The sequence below is a fragment of the Sphingomonas sp. Leaf25 genome (assembly GCF_001421635.1).
In the GTDB taxonomy this organism is placed as follows: domain Bacteria; phylum Pseudomonadota; class Alphaproteobacteria; order Sphingomonadales; family Sphingomonadaceae; genus Sphingomonas.
Window position 1 is genome coordinate 121,833 of record NZ_LMKU01000012.1, and the last position, 12,734, is coordinate 134,566.

Genomic DNA, 12,734 nt, shown 5'->3' on the forward strand with positions numbered 1-12,734 from the left:
CGTTCAGCGGCTGCCCCGCCCGGCGAAGGTCGCGATGCTCTCCGCACCCGATGCAGACAGCGCGGATACGGCGACGAAATGATCGTCGACGATCACGCCCTTGAGCACCGCCTCGGTGCCGGTGACGTCGCGGCTCTCGCGCCAGTCCTGCACGTCGTTGCGCCGCCAGCGGATGCGATAACCCGCCGCACCCGGCACCGCCGCCCAGCGCACCGTGGTATCGGTCGCCAGCGCCCCCTCGATCGACGCAGTCGCCGGTGCCGCCGGGGCGGCGGCCAGCCGGGCGATCGTCGCGACGTTCAGCGCGGTCACTTTCGCCAGATAGGGAAAATCCATCCGGTCGATCGTGTCGCCATAGATACGGGTGCCGTCGCGGCGCAGGTCCTGATGCTGGGCATCGTAATTCTCGACCCCGACCGAGAAGCGGACCGCGGGATAGCCGAGTTTGAGGAACGGCTCATGATCGCCGCCCCGCCCGAACCGGTCGGGCCGACGGTCGAGAAACGCATCGAGCCCGCCGGGTAGCATAGTGGCGACCGCATCCACCGTCTTGGCCAGCGCACGCGACGGCCCGTCATCCTCGCCGCCGGCGGCACGCCGCGCGATCTGCTGCTCGATCGATTCGGACGCGCGAATCCCTTCGGAAAAGACCCGCACCCGGTCGGCGATCCGGCGGCCGTCCTGCCCGATCGTATTGCCGACAATGTCGTTGTTGAGCACCGCGGTAACGGTCCACCCACGTTCCTTCGCGGTTTCGGCAAGAAGCTGCGCGCCCCACAGCCCCTGTTCCTCGCCCGACAGCGCGGCATAGACGATCGTCGCGTCGAACTTTTCCCTCGACAGGATGCGTGCCGCCTCCAGCACCAGCGCCACGCCCGACGCATCGTCGTTGGCACCGGGCGCGTCGCTGGTCGCATTCATCACGTCGCTGACGCGGCTGTCGATATGGCCCATCACGATCACGACTCGCTTCGGATCGCGACCCTGCTGAAAGCCCAGCACGTCGACGACGTTCACTCCGTTCGGCGCGCGCGGTCCCGAAAAGCCCCGCGCGATATTGGCGACGGTGATGCAATTGCCGCAGGTGCTGCCAATCCGGGTCAGCTCATTGGCGAACCAGCGCCGCGCCGCGCCGATCCCGCGGGTCGGATGATCGGGGTCCGACGCGGTGTGCCGCGTGCCGAATCCGACGAGCGTTGCCACATCGGCACGGAGCCGTTCGGGGCGGGGAGCATCGCGGGCGATCGCAGGGAACGACAGGGCAAGGGCGGGCAGCAGGAGAAAGTGGCGCATTTGAACAGGATGCCGCCGCGCGTCGCGAAGCTCAACCGGTTTCATGCGATACCCATGGCATGCCAAAACCTACTATCGAACTAGGGTTGATGCAGAAATAGAATGTTTGGTTTCGTTTTTTGCAATTGCTAACGGACCGCGTGCGATGCACAACGACTGTGCCTTTCAGGCATCCTCTCCTAAAAACTTTCAGGGTCGGCTTCGCCGGCCCTTTTTTTTGTGCGCGCGTGGCGCTAACGGACCTCTCGCCAGCGCTGCGCTGATAATAATAGAGGATGCGGCCGGAAATTCCGGCAAACAGCAGCAGCTTGCGGGGGATCGAGCGCGAATGGCGTTCCGCGGCTCTCCCCCGCACGGCATCTCCCACCATCCATCTTCGGCGGTTCTACCTGAACCCCGCCCGAACGAATCAGCTCAGCCGGTCGATCGCGTCGCTGTTGAGGCTGCCGGGGACGATCATCACCGGCACCGGCAGCGCGCCGGCATCGGTGCCCGAAAAATGACTGACCAGTGGCCCCGGCGCACCGGTCGCGGCGGCGCCCAGCACCAGCGCGGCGATCTCGGGATTGGCGGCGATCATCTCACGCACGATTCGCGCGCCATCGCCGATGCGTACGGTCAGATGCGGTTGCAGCCCCGATTCGGCGATCAGCGTTCCCGCCGCCGCCTGCAACAATGCCTCGGCGCGTTCCTTGGCTTCTTCCTCGATCGTCGCCTGCACGCCACCCCATGGCGCGAACTCCTGCGGCTCGACCAGCGCCAGCACCTCGACGGCGCCGTTGGTCTTCACCGCGCGGCGGGCGGCGAAGCGCAGCGCGACCGCGCTTTCCGGGTTCTCGTCGACCACCACCAGATAGGTCCGCATCCATCGCTCCCCTTAAGCCGATATTCATGCGCACGACCCTGCCGCTCACGCAAGACGGCGCGCGGGGCTTGACCCGGAGCCGCCCGGCGGCGAAGAGGCGCGACGAGCCTGAGAGGACCAATCTGCCCCATGCCGATCGAGATCAAGATGCCCGCCCTGTCCCCCACGATGGAAGAGGGGACGCTGGCCAAATGGCTGGTGAAGGAAGGCGATACCGTCAAATCCGGCGACATCATGGCGGAAATCGAAACCGACAAGGCGACGATGGAGTTCGAGGCGGTCGACGAAGGCGTGATCGGCAAGGTGCTGATCGCCGAAGGGACCGACAATGTGAAGGTTGGCGCGGTGATCGCCATCCTGCTCGAAGAGGGCGAGGACGCTTCGGCGGTCGACGCCGCTCCCGCCAAATCGGCAACGCCGCAGCCCGCCGATGACCAGTTCAAGGGCAAGCCCGACGCCACCGATCCCAACAAGACCGGCAGCGAGGCGCAGCCCGCGCCCGCCGGCACGTCGGACCATGGCCGTCCCGCCGGTGCCGGCGCGGCGCAGGGCGATGGCGGTCGCGTGAAGGCCAGCCCGCTCGCCCGCCGGATCGCCGCCGACAAGGGCCTCGACCTGTCCGACGTTACCGGCAGCGGTCCGAACGGCCGCATCGTCAAGGCCGATGTCGAAAGCGCCAAGCCCGGCGAAAAGACCGCGCCCAAGGCCGAAGCCAGCGTGTCCGCCCCCGCGCCGAGCGCCGCAGCGGCACCGGCGCCCGCCGCCGAAGCGCCCAAGCCCTCCGCCGTGTGGTTCGACGATTCGATCCCGCACACGGTCGAGAAGCTGTCGAACATCCGCAAGACGATCGCGCGTCGCCTGACCGAATCGAAGCAGCAGGTGCCGCACATCTACCTGACGGTCGACATCCGTCTGGATGCGTTGCTCAAGCTGCGTGGCGATCTGAACAAGTCGCTCGATGCGCGGGGCGTGAAGCTGTCGGTCAACGACCTGCTCATCAAGGCGCTGGGCGTCGCGCTGGAAAACAGCCCGAAGTGCAACGTCACCTTCCTCGGCAACGAAATGGTGCAGTACAGCCGCGCCGACGTGTCGGTGGCGGTGTCGACGCCGACCGGCCTCATCACCCCGATCATCCGCGACGCCGCCAACAAGGGCGTGGCGAAGATCAGCACCGAGATGAAGGACCTCGGCCGTCGCGCCAAGGAAGGCAAGCTGAAGCCCGAGGAGTATCAGGGCGGCACCGCGTCGCTCTCGAACATGGGCATGTTCGGCATCAAGCAGTTCGAAGCGGTCATCAACCCGCCGCAGGGCATGATCCTCGCGGTCGGTGCCGGTGAGAAGCGGCCGTACATCGTCGACGACGCGCTGGGCGTCGCGACCGTGATGACCGCGACCGGCAGCTTCGATCATCGTGCGATCGATGGTGCCGATGGCGCCGAGATGTTGAAGCTGTTCAAGGCACTGGTGGAATCGCCGCTGAGCCTGATCGCCTGACCGTGCGCGCCCGGCTGCTGACCGAGATCGTCGCTGCCGTCGCGGGACTCGCGGCGGCATGGGCGATCGGGTCGCTGTCGGCGTGGTCCTATCCGCTGGGCCGGCGCGACATCTGGCTGGTGACATGGGTATCGATGGCGGTCGTCGCGCTGCTGGGCATGCGGCAGGTGCAGCGCGCGATCACCGAGGAACGGGCGAAGGGAGCGGACCGCGATGGTTGAGAACAGCGCCACGCCGCCGACCGGCCAGCCCGCGCTCCGCGTCACCGCGATGCCGGCGGACACCAATCCCTATGGCGACATCTTCGGCGGCTGGATCATGTCGCAGATGGACATGGCCGCCGGCCTCGTTGCCGCGCGCCATTCGAAGGGGCGGGCGGTGACGATCGCGGTCGACGCGATGCAGTTCTACGCGCCGGTCGCGGTGGGGGACGAAGTGTCGGTCTATGCCGATCTGATAAAGGTCGGCCGGTCGTCGATGACGATCGCGGTCGAGGCATGGCGTCGCGACCGCTTCGGCGAGGCGGTGGACCGGGTGACGCAGGCGCGATTCGTGTTCGTCGCGATCGACGCGGACCGCAAACCCAGGCCGATCGACGCCTGAATTTCATTTCTTGGATCACGCTGCTCGACCGGGCAGCATCGAGCATAAAGGCAAAGTGATGGCTGAATCTTACGACCTCATCGTGCTCGGGTCCGGCCCCGGCGGCTATGTCGCGGCGATCCGTGCGAGCCAGTTGGGCCTGAAAGTCGCGATCGTCGAGCGCGAGCGGCTGGGCGGCATCTGCCTCAACTGGGGCTGTATCCCGACCAAGGCACTGCTGCGCTCGGCCGAAATCTATCATTACATGATGCACGCCGCGCAATACGGCCTTTCCAATGAAAAGCCCGCGTTCGATCTGAACAAGGTGGTCGACCGCAGCCGCAAGGTGGCGGGCCAGCTCAACGCCGGCGTCAAGGGCCTGATGAAGAAGAACAAGGTGACGGTGCATGAGGGCATCGGCACCATTACGGCCAAGGGCAAGCTGACCGTCGCGCAGGGCGACAAGAAGACCGATCTCGAAGCCAAGCACATCATCGTCGCGACCGGTGCGCGTGCCCGCGACCTGCCGTTCGCGAAGGCCGACGGTTCCAAGATCTGGACCTATCGCCATGCGATGGTGCCGCCCGAAATGCCGACCAAGTTGCTCGTCATCGGATCGGGCGCGATCGGCGTCGAATTCGCCAGCTTCTACAACGATATGGGCGCGGACGTGACCATCGTCGAGATGCTTGACCGGATCATGCCGGTCGAGGACGCCGAGGTCAGCGAGTTCATGCACAAGGCGCTGACCAAGCAGGGCATGACCATCCGCACCAAGTCGGGCCTCGAAAAGCTCGAAGCGACCGCGTCGGGCGTCAAGGCCGCAATCAAGGGACCGGACGGCAAGGTCGAGCAGGCCGAGTTCAGCCATGCGATCGTCGCGATCGGCATCGTCCCCAACACCGAGAATATCGGGCTGGAAGCGCTCAAGATCGAAACCGAGCGCGGCCACATCAAGACCGATGGCTATGGCAAGACGAATGTCGACGGCATCTGGGCGATCGGCGACGTGACCGGTGCCCCGTGGCTGGCGCACAAGGCGAGCCATGAGGGCGTGATCGCCGCCGAGGCGATCGCCAAGGCGCTGGGCAACAAGGACGTTCATCCGCACGCGATGGACAAGAACAACATCCCCGGCTGCACCTATGCCCGCCCGCAGGTGGCGAGCGTCGGCTTTACCGAGGCGAAGGCCAAGGAAGCGGGCTACACCGTCAAGGTCGGCAAATTCCCGTTCATCGGCAACGGCAAGGCGATCGCGCTCGGCGAGGCGGAAGGCTTCGTCAAAACGGTGTTCGACGCCAAGACCGGCGAACTGCTCGGCGCGCACATGGTCGGCGCGGAAGTGACCGAGATGATTCAGGGCTATGTTATCGCCCGTCAGCTCGAGACGACCGAGAAGGAACTGACCGAGACGGTGTTCGCGCATCCGACGATTTCGGAATCGATGCACGAATCGGTGCTGGGCGCCTACGGCCGCACGCTGCACATGTAAGTGTAACGCCAACGTCATATTGACCGCTTGACCCGCGCCGGTGCCCGACGGCATGGCGCGGGTCCATGAAGCACCTGCTCCCGGCGACGTTGGCCGTATCGCTCATGGCCACCCCGCCTGCCGCCGCGCAGACGGTGAAGGAACTCCAGCGCCAGATCGACGAGTTGAAGGCGGTTATCGCCGAGATGAAGGCGCAGCAGGCACGGACCACGGCACCGCTCACCGCCGTTCCGGCCATAGCACCGGCGGTGGTTCCTGCTCCCCCGCCACAGCTTGCCGCCGCGCCCGCCGCACCGAAGCGCAAGCCATGGTACGAGCGGATCAGCGTTCGCGGCTATACCCAGTTGCGGCTGAACGAGGTTATTTCGGGCGACCGCACCGCGCCCGACGGCATCGCCCGGCTGCGGTCGGTGCATGACGGCGGGATCGGCGATGATACCGGCTTCACCTTCCGCCGCATCCGGCTGGTATTGCAGGGCGATCTCAACGACCGGGTATCCTTCTACCTCCAGCCCGATTTCGCGCAGAACGTCGCCAACCAGTCGGTCGGCGAGCGGCGCGAAAGCTTCGTGCAGTTGCGCGACGCCTATGCCGATGTGTTTCTCGGCAAGGACAAGCGTTTCCGGCTGCGCTTCGGCCAGTCGAAAATTCCTTATGGCTGGGAAAACCTGCAATCGTCGGGCAACCGCCTGACGCTCGACCGGGCGGATGCGATCAACAGCGCGGTGCCGAGCGAGCGCGATATTGGCGTCATCGCTTATTACACCCCGGCGCGGACCCAGGCGATCTGGGACGCACTGAACGCCGATGGTCAGAAACTGTTCGGCAATTACGGGGCTTTTGGCCTGGGGCTGTTCAACGGGCAGGGGGTCAATCGCGAGGAAACCAACGATGCGGTGATGGTGACGGCGATGGCGACATGGCCGTTCGCGGTCGGCGGACAGGTGGTCGAGTTGGGCGGATCGGCGCTGCACAACCGGGTGCAGCCCGAAGTGCGCAGCGGCGGGGTCAGCGCCACGCCGTTCACCGAGGAGCGCGTGGCGCTTCACGCCATCCTGTATCCCAAGCCGTTCGGGTTGCAGGCCGAGTGGAACTGGGGGCGGGGGCCGGAATATGATCGCAGCCTGCGCCGCATCGTCGACCGGGACCTGAGCGGTGGCTATGTCCAGGCGATGGCGCGGGTGAAGCATTCCCCGCTCGGACCGTTCATGCCCTATGCCCGCTGGCAGCGCTATCGCGGCGGGTGGAAAGCGGCGCTCAACGCCCCGCCGCTCGACACCGAGGAAGTCGAACTGGGCATCGAGTTCCAGCCGTTCGCGCCGCTTGAACTGACGATCGCCTATGCCGAGATGGACCGTGCCGAGGCCGACGAGCGCCGCACCGGGCGCGCGGAGGGCAGCCTCCTGCGCACCCAGTTGCAGTGGAATTATTGAAGCGGCTTACCGGAACGGCGGTTCGTTGAACGCGCGCAGCTTGCGGCTGTGGAGCCGCGCACCTTCCAGCCGCAGTTGCTCGCACGCCTCGATGCCGATGCGCATATGTTCGTTGATCGCGCGTTCGTAGAAGCGGTTAGCCTGTCCCGGCAGTTTCAGTTCGCCGTGCAGCGGCTTGTCGGAGACGCACAGCAGCGTGCCGTAGGGGACGCGAAAGCGATAGCCCTGTGCGGCGATCGTCGCCGATTCCATGTCGATGCCGACCGCGCGTGACAGCGAGAAGCGCAGCGCCGAGCGGCTGAAACGCAATTCCCAGTTGCGATCGTCGGTGGTGACGATGGTGCCGGTGCGCAGCCGCTGCTTCAGCTCGTCGCCCGACTGGCCCGACACGATCTCCGCCGCGCGGGCCATCGCCACCTGCACCTCGGCGATGGCGGGGACCGGAATTTCCGGCGGCAGCACATCGTCGAGCACATGGTCGTCGCGCAGATAGGCGTGGGCGAGCACATAGTCGCCGATCCGCTGGCTGGGACGCAGGCCGCCGCAATGGCCGATCATCAGCCACGCCTCCGGCCGCATCACCGCGAGGTGATCGCAAATCGTCTTGGCGTTCGATGGCCCCACGCCGATGTTGACGAGGGTGATGCCGGTGCCGTCAGGCGCGATCAGGTGATAGGCCGGCATCTGGTGGCGCCGCCACGCGCTGTCGCTGACCATGCGTTCGGCATCGTCGTCGGCGGTCGCCAGCACGCCGCCCGCCCCCGACAGCGCGGTATAGCGGCTGGGGGTGCCATCGGCGGCGGGCTTCAACTGCTCGCCGGCCCAGCGGACGAATTCGTCGACATAGCGGTGATAGTTGGTGAACAGCACATAGCGCTGGATATGTTCGGGCGGGGTGCCGGTATAGTGGCGCAGGCGGGCGAGCGAGAAGTCGGTGCGCAACCCGTCGAACAGCGCCAGCGGGCGGTGGTCGTCCTGCGTCGCCCACAGGCCATCGGCGATCTCGTCGCCGATATGCGCCAGTTCGGTCGCGGGGAAATGGCGCGCCAGTTCGGTGGCGGACACCGCGTCGAGGCTGAGCGCATGACCGGCGTCGAGCACATAGGGGAAGGGGATTTCCTGCCGCCCCGGTGCCGCTTCGACGCTGACGTCATGGTTGGCGATCAGCAGGTCGAGCTGTTCGGTCAGATAGGCGGCGAACATCGCCGGCTTGGTCACGCTGATGCGATAGTCGCCGGGCGTCGTCAGCCGGCCATAGGCGCGCGACGGCGTCGGGCGGTCGCTGCCGCCGCGATAGGTCAGGCGGATTTCGGGATAGGCGAACGATCCGTCGATCCGCGCCGACGACGATGGCGGCGTGCCATCGGTCAGGTAGCGGTCGAGTGCCGCGCGCAGCCGCGCGACGGAAGCGGTGTAGAGCCGATCGAGTTCGGCGACGATCTGGGAAGCCTGCGTCATCGACCGTGGCTAAGGCGTCGCGCGGTGCGACGCAAGCCCCGGCACGCGATGGGCGCGTGCCGGGGCCGGGGATTAGATGGCCGGGGGCGGAACCGTCGGTTCGGCATCCGCTTCGCGCTTCTTTTCCATCAGCTTCGATGCGCCGAAGGCGGCACCGGCGATGGCGGCGGCGGCACCGGCGACGATCGCGGCGGTGGCACCGGGATGCGCCTTGACCGTCTCGGCAGTCGACTTGGCGGCACCGGCCACCGCGTCGCGCGACCGGGCGGCGGCGTCGCTCACGCTTTCCTTGGTGGAGGCGAGCGCTTCGGACGCCTTTTCGCCCAGCGTCTTTTCGGTCGGGGCCAGCGGATCGGCCGGGGGCACTTTGGTCATGATGGCTCCTTGTCGCTTCGATATGGTTGCGTAACCATTCCGTAACTCGATGGTCGTCGTACGGTTCCGTACCGATCGTCGGACAGGGTCACAGCGACGCGAGCAGATGCTCCGCCGAACTGACCTCGAACGCGCCGGGTTGTTCGACATGGAGCAGGCGAACGACGCCATCGTCGACCAGCATCGCATAGCGTTTCGACCGCACGCCCATGCCATAGGCCGACGAATCGACCTCCAGCCCGAGCGCGCGGGCGAAATCGCCGTTGCCGTCGGCCAGCATCGTCACGCGGGCGTCGACGTCGTTCGCCTTGCCCCATGCGGCGAGCACGAAGGCGTCGTTGACCGCGGTGCAGGCGATTTCGTCGACGCCTTTGGCGCGAAACGCCGCCGCCTGTCCGACGAAGCCCGGCAGATGCTTGGCCGAGCAGGTAGGGGTGAAGGCACCGGGCACGGCGAACAGCGCGACCGTGCGGCCCGCGAAGAAATCCCCGGTCGTCACCTGATCGGGGCCGTCGGGCGTTACCTTGGCGAGCGTGGCATGGGGCAGGCGGTCGCCGGTCTGGATGGTCATGCGTGTCTCCGGGTACGGGGGATACAGGCAGCTTGGGTGCGGCGCGCGCCGTTTTCAAGCATGGCGCTCGGTCGTGCCGCACGGTAGCGTCGCACGGACCATGGACCAGACGCGATTCCTAGCCGGACAGATATTGCTGGCGATGCCCGGTATCGGCGACCGCCGGTTCGATCACGCCGCCATCGCCATTTGCAGCCACGACACGGACGGCGCGATGGGGGTCGGCATCGGCGATACGATCGACGGGTTGACGCTGCACACGCTGCTCGACCAGCTCGACATCGAACCGGGCGCGGCCCCCGACGTCGCGGTGCATATGGGCGGGCCGGTCGAGCCGCGGCGTGGCTTCGTGCTGCACGATGCCGACTGGGGCGGGCAGGACACGATCGACGTCGCCGGGCGCTGGGCGCTGTCGGGATCGGTCGACGTACTGCGCGCGATCGCCGAAGGGAACGGGCCGGGCCGCTTCCTGATCGCGCTCGGCTATGCCGGCTGGAGCGAAGGACAACTCGAATCCGAACTGTCGCGCCATGGCTGGATGAACGTCGCGGGCGATGCCGCGCTGTTGTTCGACGTGCCGACGCAGGGCCGCTGGAAGGCGGGCTTCACCCGCGCAGGAATCGACCCGAAATTGCTGGCACCCGAGGGCGGGACGGCCTGATCCTTTCAGCTTTCGTCAACGCTCCGGTGCTACGCCGCCGGGCGTGATACCGTTGCTCGAACAGGCCCGTACCGCGTTCGTCGCGTCGCTCCACGTCTGGGGCGTCAGCTTCGCGATCGTCACCGCGATCGAACTCCTCGCGCCGCGCAGCCGCTACCCGGTCGACGGGCGGCTGCACGGGCTGTTGTTCTGGACGATCTGGCTGGCGATCAGCGCGCTGACCTATGCGCTGTTTCGCGGCATCTGGGCGACGATCGGCGTTGCGCCGCTGATCGTCCTGCCGACCGGCGCGCGGTGGGCGGGGCCGCTCGCGGTGGTCGTCGCGCCGATCCTCGGCGCGCTGGTGTATGATTTCTTCTTCTACTGGTGCCACCGTGCCCAGCATCGCTGGCTGTGGCGCTATCATGCGGTGCATCATTCGATCCGCGAAATGTCGGCGGTCAATGCGTGGCATCATCCGGTCGAACCGCTGTTGCAGGTCCTGTTGATCGCCATCCCGACCAGCCTGATCGCCAGCGAGGCGGCACCGGTCGTGCCGGTCGCGCTGATGCTGATGCAGCTCCAGTCGCAGTTCATCCATTCGCCGACCCGCTGGCATTTCGGCCCGGCGGCGGCGGTGCTGGTCGACAACCGGTTCCACCGCATCCACCATTCGGTGGAGGAGCGGCATTTCGATCGCAACTTCGGCGCGTTCACGACGCTGTGGGACCGGCTGTTCGGTACGGTATGGATGCCGGCCCGCGACGAATGGCCTGACACCGGCATCGCCGAGGTCGATCAGCCGCGAACCCTGCGCGACTGGGTGATGCTGCCGGCCGATTACGATCGCGCGGTCGGCCGGAACGTCGAGCGGACGGTGGCCGCGCAGCGGATATAAAGAAATCTTTATATAGGGTTTGCGTTTCGGCCATTGGCTTAGTAGAGGCCGCGCATTCGCCATGGGCGTGCCCATGGCCCCACGCGCAGGAGTTCCCATGGCCACCGCCATCGCTGACAAGCAGACCGATTACGTCATCAAGGACATCGGCCTCGCCGATTTCGGCCGCAAGGAAATCGAGATCGCCGAAACCGAGATGCCGGGCCTGATGGCGCTGCGCGAGGAATTCGGCGCGTCGCAGCCGCTGAAAGGCGCGCGGATCACCGGTTCGCTGCATATGACGATCCAGACCGCCGTGCTGATCGAGACGCTGACCGCGCTGGGCGCCGACGTCCGCTGGGCGACGTGCAACATCTTCTCGACGCAGGATCATGCCGCCGCCGCGATCGCCGCCAAGGGCATTCCCGTGTTCGCGATCAAGGGCGAGAGCCTTGCCGATTACTGGGATTATGTCGGCGACATCTTCAACTGGGGCGACGAGACCGCCAACATCATCCTCGACGATGGTGGCGACGCCACGATGTTCGCGCTGTGGGGCGCGAAGCTCGAAGCCGGCGCGACGCTCGGCGAGCCGGAGAATGAAGAGGAAGTCGAGTTCCAGCGCGCGCTCAAGGCCTATATCGCCAAGCGTCCGGGCTATCTGACCGAAACGGTCAAGAACCTGAAGGGCGTGTCGGAAGAGACGACGACCGGCGTCCACCGCCTGTACGAGATCGCGAAGAAGGGCGAGCTGCCGTTCCCGGCGATCAACGTCAACGACAGCGTCACCAAGTCGAAGTTCGACAACCTCTACGGCTGCAAGGAATCGCTGGTCGACGCGATCCGTCGCGCCACCGACGTGATGCTGGCCGGCAAGGTCGCCTGCGTCGCGGGCTTCGGTGACGTCGGCAAGGGTTCGGCGCAGTCGCTGCGCAACGGCGGCGCGCGCGTGATGGTGACCGAAGTCGATCCGATCTGCGCGTTGCAGGCGGCGATGGAGGGCTTCGAGGTCGTGACGATGGAAGAGGCCGTGACCCGCGCCGACATCTTCTGCACCGCGACCGGCAACGCCGACGTCATCACCGCCGAGCATATGGCGGCGATGAAGCCGATGAGCATCGTGTGCAACATCGGCCACTTCGACAGCGAGATCCAGATCGCCGCGCTCAGCAACTATGAGTGGGACGAAGTGAAGCCGGGCACCGATCTGGTGAAGTTCCCCGATGGCAAGCAGATCATCGTGCTCGCCAAGGGCCGTCTGGTGAACCTCGGCTGCGCGACCGGCCACCCGTCGTTCGTCATGTCTTCGTCGTTCACCAACCAGGTGCTGGCGCAGATCGAGCTGTGGACCAAGGGCGAGCAGTACAACAACGAAGTGTATGTGCTGCCCAAGCACCTCGACGAAAAGGTCGCGGCGCTCCACCTCGAAAAGCTGGGCGTGAAGCTCAGCAAGCTGACGCCGAAGCAGGCGGGCTACATCGGCGTGCCGGTCGAAGGGCCGTTCAAGCCGGATCACTACCGCTACTGATCCGACGCGGCATCGCGTCGAGTATCGAAGGGGCCGGCCACCATATCGGGTGGCCGGCCCTTTTTCGTTGCGCCCGACCGCGTGGATCGGGCGGAAGGGCGACAGGCGCGGTGTCGATGTGACACC

13 protein-coding genes are annotated in these 12,734 nt (G+C 66.3%); 8 read left to right on the forward strand and 5 right to left on the reverse strand.

Features of this window, described 5'->3' with window-relative positions; genetic code table 11:
- Positions 1–3: 3 nt before the first annotated feature.
- Positions 4–1,293, reverse strand: a complete 1,290-nt coding sequence (locus ASE78_RS05210) for a M20/M25/M40 family metallo-hydrolase (protein ID WP_056494188.1) — start codon at positions 1,291–1,293, stop codon at positions 4–6.
- Positions 1,294–1,702: 409 nt separating this feature from the next.
- Positions 1,703–2,158 (reverse strand): universal stress protein, encoded by a 456-nt coding sequence (locus tag ASE78_RS05215; protein ID WP_056494191.1) that lies wholly within the window; start codon positions 2,156–2,158, stop codon positions 1,703–1,705.
- A gap of 129 nt (positions 2,159–2,287) precedes the next feature.
- On the opposite strand from ASE78_RS05215, the gene ASE78_RS05220 reads away from it, so the two are divergent.
- The 5 genes from ASE78_RS05220 (at position 2,288) to ASE78_RS05240 (ending at position 7,159) form a co-directional block, all read left to right on the forward strand.
- Entirely contained in the window at positions 2,288–3,652 is a 1,365-nt protein-coding gene (locus ASE78_RS05220; protein ID WP_056494194.1) for a pyruvate dehydrogenase complex dihydrolipoamide acetyltransferase, read from the forward strand.
- Between the two features lie 2 nt (positions 3,653–3,654).
- Positions 3,655–3,873, forward strand: a complete 219-nt coding sequence (locus ASE78_RS05225) for a hypothetical protein (protein WP_056494197.1) — start codon at positions 3,655–3,657, stop codon at positions 3,871–3,873.
- On the forward strand, positions 3,866–4,255 hold the full coding sequence (locus ASE78_RS05230) for an acyl-CoA thioesterase (protein ID WP_056494200.1): 390 nt from the start codon (positions 3,866–3,868) through the stop codon (positions 4,253–4,255). Before ASE78_RS05225 ends, ASE78_RS05230 begins: the two co-directional genes overlap by 8 nt.
- Positions 4,256–4,313: 58 nt before the next feature.
- Positions 4,314–5,726, forward strand: a complete 1,413-nt coding sequence (gene lpdA / locus ASE78_RS05235) for a dihydrolipoyl dehydrogenase (protein WP_056494203.1) — start codon at positions 4,314–4,316, stop codon at positions 5,724–5,726.
- A gap of 65 nt (positions 5,727–5,791) precedes the next feature.
- Positions 5,792–7,159: a porin gene (locus tag ASE78_RS05240; protein WP_056494206.1), complete on the forward strand. Its 1,368-nt coding sequence runs from the start codon at positions 5,792–5,794 to the stop codon at positions 7,157–7,159.
- A 6-nt stretch (positions 7,160–7,165) separates the two neighbouring features.
- On the opposite strand, the gene ASE78_RS05245 is transcribed toward ASE78_RS05240, so the two are convergent.
- The 3 genes from ASE78_RS05245 to ASE78_RS05255 all read right to left on the reverse strand — a co-directional run bounded on the left by ASE78_RS05245 (position 7,166) and on the right by ASE78_RS05255 (position 9,563).
- Positions 7,166–8,617, reverse strand: coding sequence for an AMP nucleosidase (locus ASE78_RS05245; protein WP_055755744.1), 1,452 nt, complete (start codon positions 8,615–8,617; stop codon positions 7,166–7,168).
- Between the two features lie 72 nt (positions 8,618–8,689).
- Entirely contained in the window at positions 8,690–8,992 is a 303-nt protein-coding gene (locus ASE78_RS05250; protein WP_055755746.1) for a hypothetical protein, read from the reverse strand.
- Between the two features lie 88 nt (positions 8,993–9,080).
- Positions 9,081–9,563, reverse strand: coding sequence for a peroxiredoxin (locus ASE78_RS05255; protein ID WP_055755749.1), 483 nt, complete (start codon positions 9,561–9,563; stop codon positions 9,081–9,083).
- 100 nt (positions 9,564–9,663) lie between these two features.
- Here ASE78_RS05255 and ASE78_RS05260 point away from each other — a divergent pair, with 100 nt between their 5' ends.
- The 3 genes from ASE78_RS05260 to ahcY all read left to right on the forward strand — a co-directional run bounded on the left by ASE78_RS05260 (position 9,664) and on the right by ahcY (position 12,608).
- Positions 9,664–10,224: a YqgE/AlgH family protein gene (locus ASE78_RS05260; protein WP_055755751.1), complete on the forward strand. Its 561-nt coding sequence runs from the start codon at positions 9,664–9,666 to the stop codon at positions 10,222–10,224.
- Positions 10,225–10,267: 43 nt separating this feature from the next.
- The gene (locus tag ASE78_RS05265) at positions 10,268–11,101 is read left to right on the forward strand and encodes a sterol desaturase family protein (protein WP_162236466.1); all 834 of its coding nucleotides are present in this window, start codon (positions 10,268–10,270) and stop codon (positions 11,099–11,101) included.
- A 97-nt stretch (positions 11,102–11,198) separates the two neighbouring features.
- The gene (gene ahcY, locus ASE78_RS05270; RefSeq protein ID WP_055755755.1) at positions 11,199–12,608 is read left to right on the forward strand and encodes an adenosylhomocysteinase; all 1,410 of its coding nucleotides are present in this window, start codon (positions 11,199–11,201) and stop codon (positions 12,606–12,608) included.
- Positions 12,609–12,734: the final 126 nt, after the last annotated feature.

Excerpts from the sequence above, each read along its gene's own strand:
- ASE78_RS05210 (WP_056494188.1), bottom strand. The coding sequence starts at position 1,293 with ATGCGCCACTTTCTCCTGCTGCCCGCCCTTGCCCTGTCGTTCCCTGCG.
- ASE78_RS05215 (WP_056494191.1), bottom strand. The coding sequence starts at position 2,158 with ATGCGGACCTATCTGGTGGTGGTCGACGAGAACCCGGAAAGCGCGGTC.
- ASE78_RS05220 (WP_056494194.1), top strand. The coding sequence starts at position 2,288 with ATGCCGATCGAGATCAAGATGCCCGCCCTGTCCCCCACGATGGAAGAG.
- ASE78_RS05230 (WP_056494200.1), top strand. The coding sequence starts at position 3,866 with ATGGTTGAGAACAGCGCCACGCCGCCGACCGGCCAGCCCGCGCTCCGC.
- lpdA (WP_056494203.1), top strand. The coding sequence starts at position 4,314 with ATGGCTGAATCTTACGACCTCATCGTGCTCGGGTCCGGCCCCGGCGGC.
- ASE78_RS05240 (WP_056494206.1), top strand. The coding sequence starts at position 5,792 with ATGAAGCACCTGCTCCCGGCGACGTTGGCCGTATCGCTCATGGCCACC.
- ASE78_RS05245 (WP_055755744.1), bottom strand. The coding sequence starts at position 8,617 with ATGACGCAGGCTTCCCAGATCGTCGCCGAACTCGATCGGCTCTACACC.
- ASE78_RS05250 (WP_055755746.1), bottom strand. The coding sequence starts at position 8,992 with ATGACCAAAGTGCCCCCGGCCGATCCGCTGGCCCCGACCGAAAAGACG.
- ASE78_RS05255 (WP_055755749.1), bottom strand. The coding sequence starts at position 9,563 with ATGACCATCCAGACCGGCGACCGCCTGCCCCATGCCACGCTCGCCAAG.
- ASE78_RS05260 (WP_055755751.1), top strand. The coding sequence starts at position 9,664 with ATGGACCAGACGCGATTCCTAGCCGGACAGATATTGCTGGCGATGCCC.
- ahcY (WP_055755755.1), top strand. The coding sequence starts at position 11,199 with ATGGCCACCGCCATCGCTGACAAGCAGACCGATTACGTCATCAAGGAC.